We start from the raw sequence: 21,790 nt of genomic DNA, 5'->3' as shown, positions 1-21,790 counted from the left end.
CGTATGTTTGGCAGAGGTCTAGGCCGTACCGTACATTCGGTAAAGTCCCATCCGCCCGCTTCCGATGGCTTTTTCACGCCTGACGCCGGACACCCCAAGAAAACACTGTTTCTTCGAAAGCGGCATTGATAGACTGGCCGGATGGAACAAACGGGGGCGGATGCCGACGAAACCGTCGGGGCGGAGGAACAGGGCACCAAGCGCTTCCGGGCGAAGCGCGATGCGATCCTGTCCGCCGCAGCGGAGGCGATCAACGAACAGAGCGCGAAGGGCATGACCTTCGCCGACGTGGCGCGCCGCGTAGGGCTGAACACGACCAGCGTCACCTATTATTTCAAGCGCAAGGAAGACCTGGCGGCGGCGGCGTTCGAACATACGCTCGACCAGCTGCTCGCCATGCTGGACGATGCACTCGCCCAACCGACGCCGCAGGCACGCGTGCGCCGCTACCTTGGCCTCATCATGGACAGGCTGGCGCGCGTGCAGCGCGGCGAGGATCGCGCGATGGCGGTCCTGTCCGACCTGCGCGCCAGCGAGGAGCCAAACCGTACCCGATTGCTGAATCGCTGGCGCGAGGTGTTCCGGCGCACGCGCTCCCTATGGGGCCCTGCCGCCAGCCGCGCGGAGACGGACCTGTTCGGTGCGCGGGCGCACGTGCTGCTGGAAAACACCTTCTGGCTGCCGATCTGGGTGTTGCGCTACGAACCGGATCAATACGATCGGATCGAAGCGCGGCTGATGGACGTGTTCGAACATGGCATCGCCGCGCCGCACGCGCGTTGGGCGCCCCAGCCGATCGATCTGAGCCATGAAGAGACCGAGCCGGGGCGCGCGGCCTTCCTGCTGGCGGCGACGCGGCTGATCAACGAACTGGGCTATCGGGGCGCATCGGTGCAGCGGATCGCGGCGGAGCTGAACGTCACCAAGGGCAGCTTCTACCATCACCTCGACGCCAAGGACGATCTGGTCATCGCCTGCTATCGGCGCAGCTTCGACACGATCAGCGATGCGCAGCGACTGGCGGATGAGACCGGCGGCAGCCACTGGCAGCGGCTGTCGAGCACGATCGCGACGCTGCTGGACGTGCAGTTCGCCGAGCGCGCACCGCTGCTGCGGACGACGGCGCTGTCGGGCCTGCCGGCGATCGTGCGGACCGCGATGGTCGACCGATCCAACCGGATCGCGCGGCGCTTCGCGGGCACGATGATGGATGGCATCGCCGAAGGATCGATCCGCCCGGTCGATGCGCTGGTGGCGGCGCAGGCGCTGATGGCCCTGCAGAACGCGGCATTCGATATGCGGAAATGGGCGGGAACGATGCCACGCGAACGCGCGGTGGCGATGTATGCCTCGACCTTGTTCTTTGGCCTGTTCGACGACCGCGCCCTTCACGACGCGTGAGCGTTAGCCCCGCAGCGACCTACGCGACGCAAGCACGGACGCGCGGAAGACCGGGGCGCAAATATTGGGCGGGGCGGCGCATCGGCCGCCCCGTATCCGTCAATAGCCGGCGAGCTGTGCGAAGCGTTCGCGATGGAAGGCGGCATTGCCCCACATCGCCTCCAGCACCGCCGCGCGCTTCATGTAGAAGCCGGCGTCATGTTCGTCGGTCATGCCGATGCCGCCATGCAGCTGGATCATTTCGCGGCTGACGAGGCGCAATGTATCGCCCGCCACCGCCTTGGCGAGGCTGACGCTCTGCGAAAGGTCGCTGCGGCGCGCATCGATCGCCTCCAGCGCCCCCTCCACCACCGATCGCATGAGTTCGAGCTCGGTCAGCATCTTGGCCATGCGGTGCTGCAGCGCCTGGAAGGTGCTGAGCTGCTGGCCGAACTGGACGCGCGTCTTGAGATAATCGTTGGTGGTGGCGAACGCCTGTTCGGCGAGGCCGAGCATTTCGGCGGTGACCAGCGCGGTGGCGTGGTCGACGATGTTGGCCGTAAGGTCCGTGCCGCCGAGCCGGGTCGCCGGAGCCTTGTCGAAACGGACTTCGGCATGGCTGCGTGCATCGGCCATGCGGCGGGTGGAGCGGGTGACGCCCTCGTCGCCCGCCACGAGATACAGACCATCGGCGGCGGCGACGACGAAGGCCGCGGCGCTGTCCCCCTCCGCAACGAACGCCTTGGTGCCGGTGAGGCGGCCGTCCTCGACGCGGGTATCGATGGGGCCGCCGTGGAGCGGGCCTTCGTCGATGGCGAGCGTCGCCACCGCCTCGCCACTCGCGATGCGCGGCAGCCATTCGGATTTGGCGGCGTCGCTGTCGCCGAGCACGATCGCCGTTGCCGCCGGGCCTGTGGAGCCAAGCGGATGCGCGACGAGCGTGCGGCCGAGCTGTTCGATCACCATGCCGAGCGACAGATAGCCGAGTTCCGAGCCGCCATGCGCTTCGGGCACGACGATCCCGCCCCAGCCCATCTGGCCCATGTCGCCCCAGGCGTTGACGTCGAACCCTTCCGCGGGCGCGGCATTGCGCAGGCGGCGGAAGGCGGTGACCGGGGATTCGTTGTCACCCCATTCGTGCGCCATGTCGCGCAGCATCGTCTGTTCTTCGGTGAGGACGGCCATGCCGTGAGCTCCTGAGTTTGGGTGCGCGGGTGTTGGTGGCGGTTATTGGTGCCGGTTACTGGTGGTCCAGCATCCCGAGGATGCGCTTGGCGACGATGTTGTTCTGGATTTCGGAGCTGCCGCCGTAGATCGACACCGCCTTGCCCCACAGCCACGTGCGGGTCTGCGCCAGTTCGTCGTCGGTGAACCCCTCGCCTTCCCAGCCGAGGCCATTCATCCCCATGATTTCGATCGCGAGTTCGGCGCGGTCCTGCGTGATGCGCGCGCCGACGTTCTTCATGATCGAGGTCGCGGCGGACGGTCCCTGGTTCGACTTCGCCTCGGCCGCAGCGCGGCGCAGCGTCAGGACGAAGGCGCGCACGTCCATTTCGTGGCGGATGATGCGGGTGCGCAGGTCGGGATCGGCGATGCGGCCCTGTTCGTCGGTGCCGCGATAGGCCTTGGCGATCTCGCTGAGCGGCTTGCCGGCGAGCAGCCGCCCGGCCGAGCCGCCGCCACCCGACAGGCTGGAGCGTTCGTGCTGGAGCAGGCGCTTGCCGATCGTCCAGCCTTCGCCTTCATGCCCGACGAGGTTTTCCTTCGGCACCTTCACGTCGGTGAAGAAGGTTTCGCAGAAGGGCGACGAGCCGGAAATCAGGCGGATCGGCTTCACTTCGACGCCGGGGGCATCCATGTCGATCAGCAGGAAGCTGATGCCTTCATGCTTCTTCGTCTTGTCGGTGCGGACGAGCGCGAAGCATTTGTCGGCCCATTGGCCGCCGGACGTCCAGGTCTTCTGCCCGTTGACGAGATAATGGTCGCCCTTGTCCTCGGCGAAGGTCTGCAAGGACGCGAGATCGGAGCCGGCGCCGGGTTCGGAATAGCCCTGGCACCAGCGCACCTCGCCGCGCGCGATGGCGGGGATATGCTCCTGCTTCTGCGCCTCTGTGCCATATTCGAGCAGCGTCGGGCCGAACATCATCACGCCCATGCCGCCGATCGGATTCCACGCGCCGATCCGCGCCATTTCCTCTTGCAGCACGCGCGCCTCGGCCCGGCTGAGGCCACCGCCGCCATATTGCGCGGGCCAGGTGGGGACGCCCCACCCCTTCTCGCCCATCGCCTTCGTCCAGGCGGCTTCGTCGGGCGTGGGATCGTGCGGGCCTTCGACGGCAGACATGCCGCCATCCTTATGCGCCAGGGCCTTGGGGAAATGCGCAGCCAGCCAATCGCGGGCCTCCGTGCGGAAGGCGTCGAGCGGATCGGTGGGGGCGTCGGCGGTGAGGGCAGTCGCCATCATGTCTCTCCTGATCCCGAATCTGAAGATCGGGTATGCTGCGGATAGCCATGCCATGAATGATCGGGCGTGCAAAGCCCCGCATTGGCTTGGCGCGCGGCTTGCGGCACAAGAGCGCCGACACGTGTGGGGAGTGGGGCATGCGGTTCGAGCATAAGGCGGAGCCGATCGCGCTGGCAGCGGTCCTGATCGACACGATCGGCTTCGGCATCGTCGCGCCCGTCTTCCCCGCGCTGCTGCGCAGCCTGGGCGAGACGGACATCGAACAGGCGACGCGGATCGCCGGGTGGATGCTCGTCGTCTATGCTGGCGCACAATTCTTTGCGGGGCCGGTGCTCGGCAATCTGTCCGATCGGTTCGGGCGGCGGCCGGTGCTGATCGCCTCGATGGTGAGTTTCGGCTTGGATTATGCGGTGATGGCGGTCGCGCCGAGCGTCGGCTGGCTGTTTGCCGGACGCGCGATCGCCGGGATTGCGGGCGCGGTCTATGGCCCTGCCGGATCGGTGATCGCCGACGTGACGCCGCCCGACAAGCGCGGCGGCACCTTTGCACTGATCGGCGCGGCGTTCGGCCTGGGCTTCATCATCGGCCCGGCGCTGGGCGGACTGTTCTCGCTATGGGGGCCCAGGGCGCCGTTCGTCGCAGCGGCGCTGCTGGCGCTGGTCAATGCGGTCGTGATGCTGGTGGCGATGCCGGAGACGCTGGCGCCCGAGAACCGGCGGCCGTTCCGCCTGCGCGACGCGCATGTCATCGGGGCGTTCCGGCCGCTGTTCCACGCTGGCAATGCCGCGCCGCTGCTGATCGCGATGTTTCTGTGGCAATTGGCGCACATGGTCTATCCGGCGACCTGGAGCTTTTGGGCCACCGCGCAGCTCGGCTGGGATGCCAAGGCGATCGGCTGGAGCCTCGCCTTTGTCGGCGTGGTGGCGACGATCGTGCAGGGTGGACTGACCGGGCCGGCCATCGCGCGGCTGGGGGAGCGGCGCGCGCTGCTGATCGGGCTGACCGCGGCCGGCCTGTCGTTCCTGGCGTTCGGCGGCGTGACCCAGGGGTGGCAGGTCTATGTGCTGTTCGCCGTCAGCGCCTTCGATGGATTCGCCATGCCGGCGATGCAGGCCATGGTGTCACGCATGGTCGACGCATCGCGGCAGGGGCAGTTGCAGGGCGGACTGGGCGCGATGGGCAGCGTGTCGGCGATCGTCGCGCCGCTGCTGCTGACGCAGGTGCTCGCCTGGGGCCTCGCCCACGGGTTTCCCGGCGCATCCTTCGTCATCGCGGGCGTGCTGGCGCTGGCGGCGGGTGCCATCGTGATGACGCGGGTGCGGGCGGCCGGGTGATGATGCCGGGCGATTTCGAACATTGCGTATGGCGTCGGCGCGGACCTTGCCCTAGCCTACGCCGATGAGCCCGACCACCGACCCCGCCCTCGTCCCTTTACGCGACATTATCGCCGGTTTGCAGCCGGACGCGGGCGGCTGGACGGGCGTCGTGCCGGATAACTGGTTGCAGGGCCGCACGGCGTATGGCGGCCTGTCGTCGGCGCTCGCCTTGCATGCCGCCATGGCATCGGACAGCGATCTGCCCCCGCTGCGCTCGGCGCTGGTCGCGTTCATCGGCCCGCTGAGCGGCGCGATCACGATCCGTGCCGAGCGTCTGCGGCGCGGACGCAACGCCGCCTTCGTCCAGGCAGACGTGACGAGCGAGGCGGGCCTGGGCTTGCGCGCGACCTTCGTCTTCATGGGGCCGGTGCCGTCGCGGCTCGATCAGCGCGCCCCGGCCGGCCCGGCGGTATCGCCGCCCGGACCCGACGACCGGATCCTGCGCGGCCATCCCGCCGTGCCCTTCACCGGCAATTTCGAGCTGGTCGATGCGCCCGGCGCCGGCCCTGCGGAGTGGCTGCGCTGGGTCCGGCTGAAGGACCGCGAGGGGCTGCATCCGATGGTCGAGCTGATGGCGGTCGCCGACTGCCTGCCGCCCGCCGCGATGAAGCTGCTCGGCGGGCCGGCGCCGGTCAGCTCGATGACGTGGCAGCTGAATCTGCTGTCCGATGCGCCAGTGACACAGGATGGCTGGTGGCTGCTGCAGGCGGTGGCAGGGCATGCGCGCGACGGCAGTTCCAGCCAGCGGATGGGGATCTGGTCCGCCGACGGCACGGCGATCGCGGATCAGATGCAGAGCGTGGCGGTCTTTGCCTGATCGCCCTCTGCGCCGATGAAGCAATCCTGCCCTGCACCCGGTAGGTTTCCACTATTGATACTAAACCTGCCGCATCCCAGCGTTCGACACAGGTGACGCCCCTTGTCTTAAGCGCCGGTTATCTGACGGAAAGGTGAACTATTGTTCACGGGACAGGACTCGGCGGCTCCCCTATATTGCAGCTCTTCGATGTGGAGAATGCACGATGCGTAAGCTTGCCTTTATCGCCATTCCGCTGATGATGGCCTCTGCCCAGCCCGCTCTGGCCAAGGGGTGTCTGCGCGGTGCCGCCGCCGGCGCGGCAGCCGGTCATTTCGTCGGCAAGGGTCACGCCATGCTCGGTGCCGCGGCGGGCTGTGCCGCCATGCACCACCATTATGCCAAGCAGGCACGCGCGCAAAAGGCGCAGGCCAAGGCGGCCGCGCAGCACTGAGCCGCTGCGACAGTTTGCGACACAAATCCGCGCGGCCGACATGACCGCGCGACAGAGCTGATCGACAAGGCGCATCGTCGGGCGGGGGTTGGCCCCGCCCCCTGGAGACCAGGACGATGCGTACAGCTCTGATTTCGATGATGGCGGTGGGCGGCCTGCTGGCAACGGCTGCGACGGCGCAGACCGCGCCACAGGCCCCCGCTCCTGCCCCCAATGCCGTCGCGCGTCCGCATGGCGGCATGATGCGCGCCGACGCCAATGGCGACGGCACCGTCACGCGCGCGGAAGTGATCGCGCAGGCGCAGGCGCGTTTCGACGCGATGGATACCAATCATGATGGCACCGTCACGCCCGACGAACGCGCCGCGGCGCGCGCTGCGATGTGGGCCAAGCGCGGTGGCGGCACCGGCGACGCTTCGGCGATGAACCGCGGTGGCAACAATGGTGGTCGCACCCTGACCCGCGCCGACGCCACGGCCCGCGCGGGTGCGCGCTTCGACCGGATGGACACGAACCACGACGGCAAGCTCGACGCGACCGAAATGGCGGCGGCGCGCTCCGCGATGCATCACGGTCGCCGTGGCGGCGCTGCGCCCGACGCGAGCCAGCCCGCCGGCACGCCGGACGCGCAATAAGCGTATTCTGACGGCAAGCGCCGGGCGGTCCCGATCGGACCGTCCGGCTTTGCAGGAGACGATTCGCGTGGCAGAGCCGGAGCTTATGGGAGACATGCAGCACCTGCTGCTCGTCGATGACGAGCGTTCGATCCGCGAGCCGCTGGCGCAATATCTTACCAAACAGGGCTTTCGCGTGACCCAGGCCGCCGATGCGGAAAGTGCGCGGATGCGGCTGGCGGCCTATGCGATCGATCTGGTCATCCTCGACGTGATGATGCCGGGCGAGGATGGCCTGTCGCTGTGCCGGCATATCGCCGCGACCAGCGACACGCCCGTCATCCTGCTGACCGCCAAGGCCGAGGAGACCGACCGGATCGTCGGGCTGGAAATGGGCGCGGACGATTATGTCACCAAGCCCTTCTCGCCCCGTGAGCTCGCAACGCGGGTGAAGGTGGTGCTGCGCCGGCTGACCGCGGGCGGCGCGCGGCAGCATGCACCCGAAAGCGGCTCCTATGCCTTCGCCGGCTGGGTGCTGAAGACGGGCGAGCGTTCGCTGGTCGATCGCGAGGGCGTCAGCGTGCCGCTGTCGACCGGGGAATATAATCTGCTGTTGGCGCTGGTGACGCGGCCGCGGCAGGTGCTGACGCGCGACCAGCTGCTCGACCTGACGCAGGGCCGCGAGGCCGCGGCGTTCGATCGCGCCATCGACAACCAGGTCAGCCGCCTGCGCCGCAAGATCGAAGCGGACGCCAAGACTCCCGATATCATCAAGACCGTCTGGGGCGGTGGCTATACGCTGGCCGCGGAAGTGACGCGGCTGTGACGCAGCCCGCTGCGGCGGCGGCGCCGCGCGCCAGACGGCGGCTGTGGCCGCGCAGTCTTGCCGGGCAGATGGCCGTGCTGATCGCGCTGGCGCTGTTCGTGGCGCAGGCGGTGAATTTCGGACTGGCGCTGCGGGACCGCGCGCAGTTCCGGCTCGCGCAGGCGGCACGGCCCGTCGCGATCCGCATCGCCGATGCGGTCGAACGCGAGGCGCAGGGGCTGCGGCCGATCCTGCGCGACCGCGGCCGCGTACGGCGTGCCGATGGCGACGCGATCCCGGCCGACCTGCCGCGCCTGCCCGCCTTTGCCGACGAGTTGCGCGACCAGCTGCGCGAACAAGGGATGGAAGTTGGGCGGATCGATACCGGCGTGCGTCCCTGGGCCGCGATCGACGACGCATGGCAGGCGCGCAATCCGATGCGGCCGGGCCGCTATCGCCGCCACGTCGAGCGGCCGGAAGCCGCGCTGCTGGTCGCGATCGAGCAGCCGGGCCACGGGTGGCTGGCGCTGACGGTCGCCTGGGGTGACAATGGCGGCATCCGGCTGTTCTGGCGTTTGTTCGCGCAGACGTTGATCCTGTACGCGGTCGTGCTGTTGCCGGTGCTGTGGATCGCGCGACGGATCTCGCGGCCGTTGCGCGAACTGACCGCTGCGGCCGAGCGATTCGGGCGCAGTGGCGAAGGCGTGGTGCCGGTGCCCGTGCGCGGGCCGGCCGACATCACCGGCCTGGTCCAGTCGTTCAACCAGTTGCAGACGCGCGTCACCGCGATGCTCGACGAAAAGGACCGGATGCTGGGCGCGATCGGCCATGACCTTCGCACCCCCCTCGCCGCGCTGCGCGTCCGGGTCGAATCGGTCGAGGACGACACCGATCGCGCCCGGATGAGCGAGACGATCGCCGAAATGAACCGGACGCTCGACGATATCCTGTCGCTGGCACGCATGGGCCGGCCCAGCGAACCCGTCACCGAGGTCGATCTTGCCGCATTGGTCGATGCCGTGGTCGAGGATTTTCGCGATCTGGGTCAGGACGTATCGTTCGACGAGGCCGAGCGGCTGCGCATGCGGCTGCGCCCCTCGCTGATCCGCCGCGCGATCCGCAACCTCATCGAGAACGCCGTGAAATATGGTGGCGGTGCCGAGGTACGGCTGATCGCCGAGCCGCAGCGCGTCGCGATCGAGGTGGGCGACCGCGGGCCGGGCATCCCCGAAACGCGGCTGGGCGACGTCTTCGCGCCCTTCACCCGTCTGGAAAGCTCGCGCAACCGCGATACCGGCGGCATCGGGCTGGGCCTCGCGCTCGCCCAGACGATCGTGCGAGAAGCCGGCGGCGAGATACGGCTTACGAACCGCGCAGGCGGCGGCCTGTGCGCGACGATCGAGCTGCCGCGCTGATCCGCCGTCAGACCTGCGGTACGGCGGTCGCCCAATTCCCCATGTCGGAATACAGATAATCGCTTTCGAATTCGGCGACGGCGGCAAGACCGCTCAGATCGAGAATTTCGACGTGACCGTTGCGGAAAACCAGCAGGTTGCGCTCACGCAGATCACGCAACACGCGATTGACGTGGACGCCGGTCAGGCCGCACGCCTCCGCCAGATCGGGCTGGGTCAGCGGCAGCTCGAACCGCCCGGCCTGCGCCAGCCCCACCATGGTCAGACGGGCATTCAGTTCGCAGAAGAAATGCGCCAGCCGCCCGTCGGCCCCCAGTCGCCCGAGCCGGAAAATCCATTCCCGGTGCATCGCCGCGTCGAGCAGCGTCGAGAACCATAGCACCCGCGTAAGATGCGGATGCCGGTCGGTGATCGCCGTGAGCGTCTGGTGATCGTAGAGCGCCACCTTTACCGGCCCCAGCGTGCCAATATCGTGATCGAGCCGCCCGGTCGGGAAACCGTGCAGATCGACGAAGTCACCGGGCACGTGAACCGACACCAGCTGCCGATACCCTTCGCGATCGTCCATGTAGCGGGTGATATAGCCGTCGACGAGCAACATGCTTTGTTTGAGCCGCTCGCCCCGGCGCACCAGATGCTGGCGCGCGGGGAAGTCCTTCACCGTCTGGACGGCATCTTCCAGGATGCGCTGCTCCTCGATCGAAAGGCGCTCGCGCCCCCGCCCCATCAGGAAGCGGCCGGTGAGGGGAAAGCGCCCGAGCGCGTCAGATCGGGGCAAGGCGCGAACAGCATCATCGATCATGACCCTGTCAAACACGGATCGGGGGCGTAACGTTCCCAGATCGACCGCAGCTGTTTTCGGAACACTTGCCCCCTCCCCCCGTTTCGATGCGAGGGCGGAACAGTTGATCCGCGATGCCCGTATGCCGCATGGGGTGCGTGACATATAAAACAGGGGGATATGGCCAAATGCTCGAACCGGATCGCAATGTCTGGCGGATCGAGCGGGCGAACCGCCTGTCGGTGATCGTCGATGCCGACCGTTATTTCGGCGTCGCCCGCGAAGCCTTCGCCGCGGCGAAGAAGCGCATCATGCTGGTCGGCTGGGATTTCGACGCGCGCATCCCGCTGGTGGGCGACGGCGTGGAGGTCGACGGGCCGGAGACGGTCGGCGATATCCTCTATTGGCTCGTCGAGCGCAATCCGGAGCTGGAGCTGTATCTGCTGCGCTGGGACATCGGCGCGCTGAAGTCGATCTTTCGCGGCAAGACGCTGTTTACCGTGTGGAAGTGGGCACGGCATCCGCGCATCCACGTGAAGCTCGACGCCCATCACCCGACCGGATCGTCGCATCACCAGAAGATCGTCTCGATCGACGACTGCCTTGCCTTTTGCGGCGGGATCGACATGACCGCGGAACGCTGGGACACGCGTGCGCATCGCGACGACGATCCCGGACGGCGCCTGCCGGGCGGCGGGCTCTACAAGCCGTGGCACGATGCGACGACCGCGATCACCGGCCCGGCCGCGGCGGCGCTCGCCGAATTGTGCCGCAACCGCTGGCGACTTGCGACGACGCATCGGCTGGCGCCGGTCGAAGGCGAGGTGTCCTGCTGGCCGGGCTCGCTCGCGCCGACGTTCGAGAACGTCGACGTCGGCATCGCGCGCAGCCAGCCCGAGATGCCGGGAGAGGCGCCGGTGACCGAGGTGGAAGCGCTGTTCCTCGACCAGATCCGGGCCGCACGCCGACACATCTATTGCGAAAGCCAGTATTTCGCCTCGCGCCGCATTGCGGAGGCGATCGCGGCGCGGCTGGATGAGGAGGACGGCCTGGAGATCGTCATCGTCAATCCGCTGACCGCGCAAGGCTGGCTGGAGCCGATCGCGATGGACACGGCGCGCGCCCGGCTGGTCGAAACGCTGCGGCGGCGCGACCGGCACGGGCGGCTGCGGCTGTACCATCCCTTCACGCAAGGCGGCACGGCGATCTATTGCCATGCCAAGATCACGATCATCGACGACACGCAGTTGCGGATCGGATCGGCGAACATCAACAATCGCTCGCTGCGGCTCGATACCGAATGCGACGTCGTCGTGGATGCGGCCCGGCATCCCGGCCGCGGACTGGAGGCAACCATCGCGGATGCCCGTGCCGACCTGATGGCCGAGCATCTAGGCGCATCCCCCGCCACGGTGGCAGCGACGATCGCCGAGACGGGCTCACTGATCGCAACGATCGAGCGGCTGCGGGGCCCCGGCCGATCGCTGCGGCCCTATGAGGTGCCAGACCTGGACGGCGTGCAGGAATGGCTGGCCGACAATGAGATTCTGGACCCCGAAGGACCGGGCGAGATGTTCGAAGCGACCACCCACCGCGGGCTGTTCCGCGGGCGGCTGAAACGACGCTAGCGCGCGGGCGCCTGCCGGGCGAGCAGGCGGTCGAGCAAGGCGAGCCGGACGGCAATATCCTTGCGATAGGATGCTCGCTCCGGCGTCAGCGCGAGCGCCTGCGCCCAATAGCGCCGTGCCAGCTGAAACTCGCCCGCGCGGATATAGGCGAGCCCCAGGAAGAATCGCGGCCCCGGATGATCGGGTGCGAGGCGCATCGCCTGCTGGAACGCAAAGAGGGCGGGCGGCGACACCACGTCGCGGTCATGCGCGGCCATGGTCGTACCCAGCGCGGTCCACAGCATCGCGCTGCTGCGATAGCGGTTGATCCCGCCCAAAAGCGCGATCACCGCAGACCGTCGGTCGCCGGACCGAGCGAGCGCGTCGGCCGCGATCAGATAGGTGCCATCGGCGGTGAAGCGGCCGAACATCGCATCGCGCAGCGTGACGAGTTCGGGATCATCGGCTTGCAGCGCCGCATTGCTCCGCGGCGCGGCGCCGGGCCGCATCGGACTGCCCTGCCACGCATAGCCTGCCGCGCCGAGCATCAACGCGGCGCCGACCATCGACCATAGCCGTCGGTCGACGCGCAGCGCGACGAGCGCCGCGAAGCTCGCCCCAGCGATCAGCAGAAGCGCGATCCAGCCCATCAGTCGCGCCTCCGCCGCCGGAAGCTCGACCGCGCGATCCCGATGCCGATGGCGAGCAAGACCAACGGCGCCGCCCATAACGGGCCCGTCGCTGCACCCAGCGGCGGGTCGTAACTGATGTAATCGCCATAGCGTTCGATCAGCCACGCGCGGATCGCCTGCGGCGTCTCCCCCGCGGCGATACGGCTACGCACCAGCGCGCGCATGTCGCCCGCCATGCTGGCGTCGCTGTCGGCGATCGACTGGCCCTGACAGACGACACAGCGCAGCGTCTCCATCAACGCGCGCGCCTTCGCCTCCTGCGCCGGATCGCGCAGTTGGGTGTCGGCGAGCGCCGCTGGCGGAGTCGTCGGATCGGCAAGCGCGGGCGTGGCGAGCGTAGCCGCGAGCAGGATTGCCCAGCCCCTCATCGTGCCGCCTTCACCGCGGCGGTAATCCCCGCCACGTCGCTCGCACGGATATCGCCCACATGTTGCAGGACGATACGCCCCTGCCCGTCGACCACGAAGCTTTCCGGCACGCCGGACGAGCCGAGCGCCAGCTGCACCGCGCTCTGCCGGTCATCGCCGATACTGGCATAGGGGTCGCCGTTCTGCCGCAGGAAAGCTGTGAGCGCGGGCGTGGTGTCGCGGATCGCGATGCCTTCGATCGGCACGCCCAGGGTCTTTAGACGCATCAGCTGCGGCGCCTCGGCGATACAGGGGATGCACCAGCTCGCGAAAATGTTGATCAGGCGCGGCTTGCCCGTCAGCGCGCCGCTGCCGGGCTTGCCGGGAACGATGGCGGGCAAGGTGACGTCGGGCAGCGGCTTGCCGATCATCGCCGAGCGGACGGTGCGGTCTGCGGGGCGGAACAGGCCGAACGCCACCACGACCGCGATCGCGACGAACGCGGCGAGCGGCGCCCAGAGCAGCCAGCGCTTCACGCCACGCCCTCGCGCAGCGCGCTACGCCGCTCGCGCCGCCAGCGACCGATCAGCGACAAGGCACCGCCCAGGGCGACCAGTGCGCCGCCCAGCCAGATCAGCGTCACGAACGGCTTCCACCATAGCCTGAGCTGCCAGCGCCCCTGCGTGTCGGGCTGGCCGAGCACGGTATAGAGCTGGCCGTCCCACAGCGTCAGGATCGCGCTTTCGCTGGTGGTGGTGACCGGGTCGGAAAAGAAGCGCGATTGCGGGCGCAGGATCACCGTGTCCTCGTCGCGGATCGCGCTCAGCCGCGCCTCGAGCGCCGACCAATTCTGGCCGATCACGGGGCGGACGCCCTGAAGCCGCACGGTGAAGGGACCGACATGGACGGGCTGGCCGACCCGCGCCGCGACCAACGTCTCCGACGTATAGGCGGCATCGCACGCCATGCCGGCAAGGCTCACCGCGATGCCGAGATGCGCGACGACCATGCCCCAGGTGAACAGCGGCGTGCGCCACGGATTGCGGCCGAGCAGCGGCAGCACGCTCGCCACCGCCAATCCCGCGGCGAGCGACAGGCCGAACAGCGGCAGCACGCCCGGCGGTGCCAGCACGACCAGCCCGGCGCCGGTGAAACCCGCCGCCGCGACCGGCCACATCATCCGCTCGAGCAGCGCGTTCGCGCTGTCCCGCCGCCAGCGCAGCAGTGGCCCGGCCGCCATGACGACGACGAGCGCCAACGCGACCGGGCCCGCCGCCTTGTTGAAGAAGGGCGGCCCCACAGACAGCTGGACTTCGAAGCCGGCGGCGACGAGCGGGTAGAGCGTGCCGATCAATACGATGCCGAGGATGACCGACAGCAACAGATTGTTGAGAACCAATCCCCCTTCGCGGCTGACCAGTTCGAACGTCGTGCCCGCGCGCACCGTGCCGATCCGCGCCGCGAACAGTGCCAGCGCCCCGCCGATATAGATGGCGAGCAGCGCCAGGATGAAGGCGCCGCGCTCCGGATCGACGGCAAAGGCGTGGACGCTGGTCAGGATGCCGGAGCGGACCAGGAAGGTGCCGATCATCGACATCGAAAAGGCGACGACGGCGAGCATCACCGTCCACGCCCGCAAGCCATCGCGCGTCGCCAGCACCGTCACCGAATGGAGCAAGGCGGTCGCGGCCAGCCACGGCATCAGCGAGGCATTCTCGACCGGGTCCCAGAACCACCAGCCACCCCAGCCGAGTTCGTAATAGGCCCAATAGGATCCCGCGGTAATGCCGAGCGTCAGGAACACCCACGCCCCCAGCACCCAGGGCCGCATCGCCCGCGCGAACGCCGGACCGACGTCCCGCGTGATCAGCGCGCCCACCGCGAAGGAGAAAGCGACCGAAATGCCGACATAGCCGACGTACAACGTCGGCGGATGGAAGGCGAGACCGGGGTCCTGCAACAGCGGGTTCAGCCCCATGCCGTCGCGCGCGGGCATCGGCAGCCGCGCGAACGGATTGGAGGCGAACAGCAGGAAGGCGTAGAAGCCGAGCGCGATCCCCGCCTGCGCAGCAAGCGTCGCGATCAATGTGCGTTCGGGCAGCCGCCGCTCCAGCACCGCAACCGCGCCGCCGGCAAGGCCCAGGATCGTCACCCAGAGCAGCATCGACCCTTCATGATTGCCCCAGGCGCCGGCGAATTTGTAGATCCACGGCTTGGCCGAATGGCTGTTCTCGACCACCAGCTTGACCGACATGTCGGACGCGAGGAACAGCGCGATCAGCACCGCCATCGCCAGCAGCGCCAGCGCGCCCTGCACGATCGCGACGAGCCGGACCGCGGCGATCGTCTCGGCACCGCCACGCGACAGGCCGATCGCGCCCAGGGCCAGCTGCAACGCCGCCAGCGCCGCCGCGAGCCATAAGGCGGCAAGGCCGACCTCGGCGATCATGGTTCCAGCGTCCGCGTCTCGTGCATCGCCTTGCCGCCCTTTGCGGCGAGTTCGGGCGGCATGTACTTTTCGTCGTGCTTGGCGAGCAGGTTGGTCGCGGTGAAGCTGCCGTCGGGGTTGAAATGCCCCTCGGCGACGACGCCGGAGCGCTCGCGGAACAGGTCGGGCGCGATGCCGGCGAAGGTGACGGGGGTGGTCGCGATGCCGTCGCCGACGACGAAGTGGATGGTCACCCCGTCGGGCGCCCGCTTGATCGACCCGGCCTGCACCATGCCACCGAGGCGCACCGCGCGACCGAGCGGCAGGCCCTGTTTGGCGACGTCGGACGGCGCGTAGAAGAACGACGCCTGATCCTTCAGCGCGGACATGGCGAGCAGCGCCGCCGCGATCACCGCGGCGAGGCCCAGCAGCACGAGCGTCAGCCGTTGATGCTTCGCCTTCATTTCTCGGCGCGCTTCATCGCGATATAGCTGACGAGCGTCAGCGCACCCGCCGCGCCGAGCGTGACGGCATACGCCGCGACGATGAACGGCCAGTGGTTCATGCCCGCGCCATCCGCCGCATCCGTGCTTCGGCCTTGGTCCGCGCAAGCGTCGTCCGCATGCGCATCAGGACGATCGCGGCGAACAGCGCGGTGAAGCCTGCCATCGTAAAGCCCAGCGGCCACAGGATGCTGCCCGCGATGCTCGAACCGGTGAGGCCGATCGACGGCCCCTGGTGCAGCGTGTTCCACCAGATCACCGAATAGCGGATGATCGGCAGCAACACGGTGCCGGCAATGCCGTACAGAGCGGGAATACGCCCATCGCCGCCGCGTTCCGCATCGGCGCGGGCGAGCGCCATATAGCCGCAATAGACGAAGAACAGCAGTAACATCGACGTCAGCCGCCCGTCCCACTGCCACCACGTCCCCCAGGTCGGCCGCCCCCATATCGATCCGGTGACGAGGCAGACGGCGGCGAACATCGCCCCCGGCAAGGCGATCGCGCGCGCCGCCACGTCGGCCAGCGGATGCCGCCAGACGAGAAAGGCGATGCTGCTGATCGCAAGGCCGCTCCAGCCGCCCATGCCGAGCCAGGCGGCAGGCACATGGATGTAGAGGATGCGGACGCTGTCCCCCTGCAGATAGTCCCGCGGGCTTTGCGTCAGGCCGGCCCAGCAGCCGACCGCGATCAGCGCGACGCCCGCCCACAGCAGCGCCGGCGTCAGCACGCGGGCGAGCTTCAGGAAGCGGGCGGGATTGGCAAGGGCATGAAGGGTCGGCACAGTCGCCCAGTGTCATAGCAGCTTTGCAGCCGCCGTCATCCCGTCGGTTGTAGCGGCGCCGTCGGTCTTTGGACCAACACCGGCGGCAGCGCATCGCCGGTGTCGGCAAAAACGTCCAAGCCGATTAACCGAGGCCTATCAGCCGCGGCCGATCAGGCGCTGCGCGATCGTGTCGGCGACCTCGGCAGCGGGGCGTCCGGTGCGTTCGCTTTCGTCCCACACCTCGTTCAGGCGTGCCGGGATCTTGGCGATGCGCGCCATCACTTCGGCTTCGTCGCCCTGCCCCAGATATTCGAGGCCGACGTTGATGATGCCGCCGGCGTTGATGACGTAATCAGGGGCATACAGGATGCCGCGATCGTGCAGGCGATCGTAATCCTCGCGCGTGGCGAGCTGATTGTTCGCGCCGCCTGCGACGACCTTGGCGGTCAGCGTCGGGATGGTCGCTTCGGTCAGGATCGCGCCCAGCGCGTTCGGGCTGAAGATATCCGCCTCAACGCCGAGGATCGCACCGGCTGCGACCGTCTCGCCGCCCAGTTCCGCCGCCAGCGCCGCCGCACGGGCCGCATCGACGTCGGCAAGCGTCAGGCGCGCGCCGTCCTTCGCCAGCAGCTTGGCAAGGCCGCCACCGACCGAGCCAACGCCCTGGATCGCGACATGCACGCCCTTCATGTCGTCGGTGCCGAGGCCGCGCTTCGCCGCCGCCTTGACGCCCAGATAGACGCCGTGCGCGGTGTACGGGCCGGGGTCGCCGCCCGCCGCGCCGCTTTCGACCGGCAGGCCGCTGACGTACTTCGTCTCGCCCGCGATTACCTTCATGCGCGCTTCGGACATGCCGACGTCCTCGGCGGTGACGTAGCGGCCACCGAGCGATTCGACCGCGTGGCCGAACGCCTTGAGCTGCGCCTCGGGGATGATCGCACCGGGCTTGTCGGCCAGGATCACGCCCTTGCCGCCGCCGAGCGCGAGGCCCGCCATGGCGTTCTTGAAGCTCATGCCGCGCGACAGGCGCAGCGCATCGGTGACGGCAAGGTCGCCCGAAGCGTAATGCCAGAAGCGCGCGCCACCCGCTGCCGGGCCGAGGTGGGTCGAATGGACCGCGATAATCGCGCGCAGGCCCGATTCGCGATCGGTGAAGGCGTGGACGCCCTCATGATGGTCAAAGTCGGGAAGGTCCCACACCGAGGTCATCGCCTGCTCCATGGATCGAATATTGCGAATGTCCGCAATATTGTTTCCCAGCGGTTTTGGCTAGTCCCTGCGGCCCTGAAAAGGAGCGGGAAAATGGGGCGACCGACGGGACTTGAACCCGCAACTTCCGGCATCACAAGCCGGCGCTCTAACCAATTGAACTACGGTCGCCGCGAAGACGGGTGCCCCTAGCGGGCACTGTAGCGGCGGTCAAGGCCGTCAGAAGCGTCCTTCGACCGAAAGTCGGTAACCGCCGGGCCCGGCGACGAAGCCCGTCGCCGCCAGCCGCTGTGCTGCGCCGTCGTCGCCGGGCGCAAGGCGCAGCGCGGCGGAGTAGCGGCCATCGCCGGTTAGTCGCAATTCGATCGCCTCGGTCCCGGCCTGGCTGGCGAGCGGCAACAGCAAGGCGTTGCCGTCGCAGCGCGCGACGCCCGTCAGCTCAGTCGGCAAAGCGATTCCCGCCGCCTCGCCCACCAGCCGTGCTCGCACCCGACCCTCGGCCTGTTCGCACACATCGTCGGCAAAGCGGATGCTGACGTCTTCCAGCGTCAGCGCGGTGACGGGCAGCGGCGCGAAGGCGTTGCCGGTCGGGAAGGTTGCGGTCATCCCCTCGATCCCGCGCAGATGGCGGCCGAGCACGAAGGCGCCATGCACCGTCCCCGCCTGATCCTCGACCGATACGCGCGCGCGCCCGATCAGCAGCGCGAACGGCGACAGGCTGGCATCCAGCGTGCCCAGCGCGAGATCGCCGAACCGTGCATCGACCAGCCGACCGTCCCACACGCTGCCGGTGACGCTGCGTGCGCTGAAACCCTGCTCCCCGACGCCGGCCGCGCCCAGCACCAGCCGCATCGGGAGGACGACGAGCAACGCTACCAGCATCATCGCACCGAACAGCGCCGCCGGCCCGGTGGTGAGTCTCAGCCGCCTCATGACGCGCGCGCCCGTGCGACGAAATCGACGCCGACGCTGCCGTCCGCATTGTCGCGCCACGCCGCCGATTCGATCAGGATGCCACTCGCCTCCAGCCCGGCGAACCAGCGGGCCAGCGCCGCCGGCCGTGCCGCGGTGATCGTGGCATGCACCCGGCCCGCACCCGATTCGTCGACGGTGGCGAGCGCGAAGCCCGCCGCCTCGGCACGCCGCCGCACCGTGTCGGCGAGGCTGCCCTCGATCGGCGTGCGTCGCCCGGCGCTGCGGATCAGGTCGACCGCATTCTGCGTGCTGCCCAGCCGGACGACCGCATCGGCGTACCGCTCGCGCGCGCTCGACAGGCCGTCACGGACGGGCAGGATGATGCCGCCCCACAGGATGGTGACGACCAGGAGCGCGAGCATGACCAGGATCAGCCGGCGTTCGCGTAGGGATCGGCCGGCGAACCAGCTGCGGATGCCGCTCATGGCCGCGTCACCGTCATCTCGCCCGTCACCCTTCCGTTGGCCGACTGGAACGTGCCGGCGGTGACGGTGAAGCCCGCCGCCTCCAGCGCGCGCTTGAGGTCAGTGGGCAGCGATTCGCGCGCCGCACCCACGCCGATGCGCAAGGCGCCGTTCGACTGGAAATCGAGGCTGGTCAGCTCCGTGCCCGGCGTAGCGCGGACCGCGGCATAGACTGCGGCCACCGTCCGGCTGAAGCCCAGGCCGGGACCGCGCACCGCCGACAGCCGCTCGGCGAGCTGGCGGTCGACGTCGGTCACCGTCTCGCCGCGCGGCAGACCGGTTCGCGCTAGCGCTTCCGTCCGCGCGTCGATCGCATCCGCGCCGAAACTGTATTTGCCGATTCGCACCAGATCGATCGCCAGCGTCAGCGCGAGGATGCCGGCTCCCATCACCGCGAGGCGCCGCACCAGCGGCCAGTCGATCCCGATGCGGCGCCGGCGCGCGAACGGCCCCTGCCGCAGGTCGAGCGGCGGCGTCGCCGCGGCGGTGGCGATCACCGGATCGAGCGCGCTGCGCGGCAGCGTCTCGATCGGGGCATCCCCCACGACGAGGTCGGTCAGCCGCGCTTCGTCGGCAAAACCGGAGGTGCGGCCACGCACCAGCGCCGCCCCGCCGACCGTGGCGCGAAGATAGCCTTCCTCCGGGCGCGGCAACAGCAGCGGCGCCGGCACCATCGCGACCGGGTCGATTCCGAGGGCCGCAAGGTCCGCCAGCCAGGCCGCCATCACCGCGCTGCCCACCACGGCGATCGGCCGCTCGCCATTCCCTTCTTCCACGTCGCCGACCGCCACGTGCAGTTCGTGGATCGGGGTCGCACTCGCCTCGGCGACCAGCAGGCGCGCGGCAGCGATGCTTTGCGCGGGCGAGCGGGCGGGCAGGTCCGCCCAGTGCAGCGTCACGTCCTGCGCGGGTGCGACCGCGACGATGCGCTCCTCAGGGACAGCAGGCAGCCCCTCGCCTTCGGCGATTCCACCGTCTTCGGCCAGGCGCAGCCAGCGATAGGGGGCGTCGCCCGCGGGCAGGAAGAGCAGCGTCGTCATGATTCGTCGCCCCATTGCCGTGCCACGAGCCGCGCGGGAAGACGGCTTGCATCGATCAGCGCCCTTTCCTGCAATCGGGCGGACCCGGTGCTGACGTCGATCGCCAGCGCGAACCACGTCGTTTTGACCCCCAGCCCGCCCCCGCCCTCCGGCGCGGCACCGTTGCCGGCGAGGTTCAGGAACGTGCTGGCGTCGCGGAAGCCGTCGGGCGGCCGGCGCAGGATCATGCCGCGAGCAGCCTCGACGGAGAGCGTGCCGGGAAACAGCATCGCGACCAGCGGGGCCTGTTCGGGCGTCAGCGTGTTGATGTTGATCGTCGCCGGCTCCGCCTTGGGCAAGGTACAGATCCAGGGCCGCAGCTTCGCGTAGATGTCGGGCGTCACGCCATCCACCGCGCGCAGCTCGCTGGGATCGGCCATCAGCGTGCCCGCGGTGCGATAGGGCACACTGCGAGCGAGATAGACGGGGTCCTCGGCGCCATTGCCCTGCTGGTCGCCATCGCTGTCGATCCAGTCGGCCGTGGCGGCGGCGATATGGTCGGCGGCCTGGCTGGGTACGCCGATCGCCTGCATCAGCCGGACGAACTGCAGCCGCTGGGCGAAATTCTGCGATGAGGTGTACAGGTTGGGCGCAAGCCGGCTGACCAGACCGTTGAGGTTGAAGCAATTGCCGCCATCGCGAACCCGCGCGACGGCAAGCCCGCCGCCGGGCAATGGCAGGCCGAACGGCCGCCCGCTCCAACCGCCCGCCAGAGTCACGCGATCGGGCGCATCGCCCAGCATCGTCGTGATCCGCGACGTCGCCAGCGCCTCCGCCGCGCGCGCAAAGCCGCGCGCCTGCTCGCCCGCCAGCGCATTGCCGGCGAGCCGGGTCGTTAGTCGCAACCGTTCCAGCGCAGCCCCCGCCAGCACCGCGATGATCGCGACGAGCAGCAGGACGGTGAGCAGCGCGGCGCCGCGCTCGCGCTCAGATGGCACCGGGCGTTCCCGTCGGGCTTGGCTGGGGCCCGGGCTGCGCACCCGCTTGGGCCGGGGCATAGCCCGACCCGACCAGCAGCATCAGCCGCAGCGCGCTGCCGTCGGTGCGCCGGATCGTCAGCTCCGCTGCCTGCGGCAACGGCGCGCCCTGCGTGCCGTCCCAACGATCGCTCCACGCGCCCTTGTAGCGATAGCGCGCGCCGACCCCGACGACCTTGCCGAGCAGCGCAACCGCGGGCAACGGCGCGGCGCCATCGATCATCGGATAGGCGACGCGCTCCAGGGTGCCATCGACGACGCGATAGGCGACCTTCTGCGCGCTGGCGCGCGGCGCATCGTCGACATTGGTCCAGCCTGCACGCACGAACGCCAGCCGGCCGTCGCTTTCGCCGGTGAAGGCCGGGCGCGGCGTGCCCGCCTCGTCGCGCGCGGGCCGGTCGATCGCCTGCCCCAGATCGCCCGCGATGAGCGCGGCGGTGCGGTTGAGCGCCGCGATATCGTCGAACCGCGCGCCGGTGGCGGTCTGCGCGCGGACACTGAACGTCAGGATCGCGACGCCTGCCGCCGCAATCAGGCCGAAGATGAGCAGGGCCACAAGGACTTCGACAAGAGTAAAGCCCGCCTGCTGATGACGGTGACATCGCCCCACCACCACCGTCACCCCGGACTTGGTCCGGGGTCCACCGGGCCGCACGGG

At 69.1% G+C, this 21,790-nt stretch carries 23 protein-coding genes and 1 tRNA gene; 8 read left to right on the top strand and 16 right to left on the bottom strand.

Annotated elements, in window-relative coordinates; translation table 11 throughout:
• Positions 1-141 precede the first annotated feature (141 nt).
• A complete protein-coding gene (locus GGR47_RS12700; protein WP_147034746.1) occupies positions 142-1,401 on the top strand; it encodes a TetR/AcrR family transcriptional regulator in 1,260 nt (419 codons plus the stop codon).
• Positions 1,402-1,500: 99 nt separating this feature from the next.
• Here GGR47_RS12700 and GGR47_RS12695 read toward each other — a convergent pair whose 3' ends face one another.
• Both GGR47_RS12695 and GGR47_RS12690 read right to left on the bottom strand, forming a co-directional pair.
• Positions 1,501-2,565, bottom strand: coding sequence for an acyl-CoA dehydrogenase family protein (locus GGR47_RS12695; RefSeq protein WP_147034745.1), 1,065 nt, complete (start codon positions 2,563-2,565; stop codon positions 1,501-1,503).
• Positions 2,566-2,620: 55 nt separating this feature from the next.
• Positions 2,621-3,841 (bottom strand): acyl-CoA dehydrogenase family protein, encoded by a 1,221-nt coding sequence (locus GGR47_RS12690; RefSeq protein WP_147034788.1) that lies wholly within the window; start codon positions 3,839-3,841, stop codon positions 2,621-2,623.
• Between the two features lie 140 nt (positions 3,842-3,981).
• Here GGR47_RS12690 and GGR47_RS12685 point away from each other — a divergent pair, with 140 nt between their 5' ends.
• From GGR47_RS12685 to GGR47_RS12660, 6 genes are all read left to right on the top strand, one after another.
• Positions 3,982-5,178 (top strand): MFS transporter, encoded by a 1,197-nt coding sequence (locus GGR47_RS12685; RefSeq protein WP_147034744.1) that lies wholly within the window; start codon positions 3,982-3,984, stop codon positions 5,176-5,178.
• A gap of 64 nt (positions 5,179-5,242) precedes the next feature.
• Positions 5,243-6,037 carry a thioesterase family protein gene (locus GGR47_RS12680; RefSeq protein WP_147034743.1) on the top strand — a complete coding sequence of 265 codons (795 nt, stop codon included), beginning with the start codon at positions 5,243-5,245 and terminating at the stop codon, positions 6,035-6,037.
• 205 nt (positions 6,038-6,242) lie between these two features.
• Positions 6,243-6,470, top strand: coding sequence for a hypothetical protein (locus tag GGR47_RS12675; protein ID WP_017979220.1), 228 nt, complete (start codon positions 6,243-6,245; stop codon positions 6,468-6,470).
• Positions 6,471-6,586: 116 nt separating this feature from the next.
• Positions 6,587-7,105 carry an EF-hand domain-containing protein gene (locus GGR47_RS12670; RefSeq protein WP_244304915.1) on the top strand — a complete coding sequence of 173 codons (519 nt, stop codon included), beginning with the start codon at positions 6,587-6,589 and terminating at the stop codon, positions 7,103-7,105.
• Positions 7,106-7,190: 85 nt separating this feature from the next.
• On the top strand, positions 7,191-7,910 hold the full coding sequence (locus GGR47_RS12665) for a response regulator (RefSeq protein ID WP_020486532.1): 720 nt from the start codon (positions 7,191-7,193) through the stop codon (positions 7,908-7,910).
• Positions 7,907-9,304 carry a sensor histidine kinase gene (locus GGR47_RS12660; RefSeq protein WP_147034742.1) on the top strand — a complete coding sequence of 466 codons (1,398 nt, stop codon included), beginning with the start codon at positions 7,907-7,909 and terminating at the stop codon, positions 9,302-9,304. The genes GGR47_RS12665 and GGR47_RS12660 overlap by 4 nt, the downstream gene beginning before the upstream one ends.
• Positions 9,305-9,311: 7 nt before the next feature.
• Here GGR47_RS12660 and GGR47_RS12655 read toward each other — a convergent pair whose 3' ends face one another.
• Positions 9,312-10,106 (bottom strand): Crp/Fnr family transcriptional regulator, encoded by a 795-nt coding sequence (locus GGR47_RS12655; protein ID WP_147034741.1) that lies wholly within the window; start codon positions 10,104-10,106, stop codon positions 9,312-9,314.
• 167 nt (positions 10,107-10,273) lie between these two features.
• Between GGR47_RS12655 and GGR47_RS12650 the strand changes: the two genes are divergently transcribed.
• On the top strand, positions 10,274-11,713 hold the full coding sequence (locus GGR47_RS12650) for a phospholipase D-like domain-containing protein (protein WP_147034740.1): 1,440 nt from the start codon (positions 10,274-10,276) through the stop codon (positions 11,711-11,713).
• On the opposite strand, the gene GGR47_RS12645 is transcribed toward GGR47_RS12650, so the two are convergent.
• The 13 genes from GGR47_RS12645 to gspJ all read right to left on the bottom strand — a co-directional run bounded on the left by GGR47_RS12645 (position 11,710) and on the right by gspJ (position 21,742).
• Positions 11,710-12,342, bottom strand: coding sequence for a tetratricopeptide repeat protein (locus GGR47_RS12645; protein WP_147034739.1), 633 nt, complete (start codon positions 12,340-12,342; stop codon positions 11,710-11,712). The two genes, GGR47_RS12650 and GGR47_RS12645, sit on opposite strands and share 4 nt — an antisense overlap.
• On the bottom strand, positions 12,342-12,752 hold the full coding sequence (locus GGR47_RS12640; protein WP_017979227.1) for a cytochrome c-type biogenesis protein: 411 nt from the start codon (positions 12,750-12,752) through the stop codon (positions 12,342-12,344). Before GGR47_RS12640 ends, GGR47_RS12645 begins: the two co-directional genes overlap by 1 nt.
• Positions 12,749-13,267, bottom strand: a complete 519-nt coding sequence (locus tag GGR47_RS12635; RefSeq protein WP_147034738.1) for a redoxin family protein — start codon at positions 13,265-13,267, stop codon at positions 12,749-12,751. Before GGR47_RS12635 ends, GGR47_RS12640 begins: the two co-directional genes overlap by 4 nt.
• Positions 13,264-15,180: a heme lyase CcmF/NrfE family subunit gene (locus GGR47_RS12630; protein ID WP_147034737.1), complete on the bottom strand. Its 1,917-nt coding sequence runs from the start codon at positions 15,178-15,180 to the stop codon at positions 13,264-13,266. The genes GGR47_RS12635 and GGR47_RS12630 overlap by 4 nt, the downstream gene beginning before the upstream one ends.
• Positions 15,177-15,623: a cytochrome c maturation protein CcmE gene (gene ccmE / locus GGR47_RS12625; protein WP_017979230.1), complete on the bottom strand. Its 447-nt coding sequence runs from the start codon at positions 15,621-15,623 to the stop codon at positions 15,177-15,179. The genes GGR47_RS12630 and ccmE overlap by 4 nt, the downstream gene beginning before the upstream one ends.
• 97 nt (positions 15,624-15,720) lie before the next feature.
• Positions 15,721-16,446: a heme ABC transporter permease CcmC gene (gene ccmC / locus GGR47_RS12620; protein WP_147034736.1), complete on the bottom strand. Its 726-nt coding sequence runs from the start codon at positions 16,444-16,446 to the stop codon at positions 15,721-15,723.
• Between the two features lie 138 nt (positions 16,447-16,584).
• The gene (locus tag GGR47_RS12615; RefSeq protein WP_147034735.1) at positions 16,585-17,637 is read right to left on the bottom strand and encodes a Glu/Leu/Phe/Val dehydrogenase family protein; all 1,053 of its coding nucleotides are present in this window, start codon (positions 17,635-17,637) and stop codon (positions 16,585-16,587) included.
• 94 nt (positions 17,638-17,731) lie between these two features.
• A tRNA-His gene (locus tag GGR47_RS12610) sits at positions 17,732-17,808 on the bottom strand.
• A 48-nt stretch (positions 17,809-17,856) separates the two neighbouring features.
• On the bottom strand, positions 17,857-18,570 hold the full coding sequence (gene gspN, locus GGR47_RS12605) for a type II secretion system protein N (RefSeq protein ID WP_147034734.1): 714 nt from the start codon (positions 18,568-18,570) through the stop codon (positions 17,857-17,859).
• Positions 18,567-19,037 (bottom strand): type II secretion system protein GspM, encoded by a 471-nt coding sequence (gene gspM / locus GGR47_RS12600; RefSeq protein ID WP_043059792.1) that lies wholly within the window; start codon positions 19,035-19,037, stop codon positions 18,567-18,569. Before gspM ends, gspN begins: the two co-directional genes overlap by 4 nt.
• A complete protein-coding gene (gspL, locus tag GGR47_RS12595) occupies positions 19,034-20,116 on the bottom strand; it encodes a type II secretion system protein GspL (protein ID WP_147034733.1) in 1,083 nt (360 codons plus the stop codon). Before gspL ends, gspM begins: the two co-directional genes overlap by 4 nt.
• Entirely contained in the window at positions 20,113-21,093 is a 981-nt protein-coding gene (gene gspK, locus GGR47_RS12590) for a type II secretion system minor pseudopilin GspK (protein WP_017979237.1), read from the bottom strand. Before gspK ends, gspL begins: the two co-directional genes overlap by 4 nt.
• Complete coding sequence (gene gspJ / locus GGR47_RS12585) at positions 21,083-21,742, bottom strand: type II secretion system minor pseudopilin GspJ (RefSeq protein ID WP_147034786.1); 660 nt, start codon at positions 21,740-21,742, stop codon at positions 21,083-21,085. The genes gspK and gspJ overlap by 11 nt, the downstream gene beginning before the upstream one ends.
• Between the last annotated feature and the right edge of the window lie 48 nt (positions 21,743-21,790).

Source organism: Sphingomonas aquatilis (assembly GCF_014196115.1).
Classification (GTDB): Bacteria; Pseudomonadota; Alphaproteobacteria; order Sphingomonadales; family Sphingomonadaceae; genus Sphingomonas; species Sphingomonas aquatilis.
The sequence above is the reverse complement of the archived record's forward strand: the minus strand, read 5'-3'. Positions and strand labels throughout refer to the sequence as shown.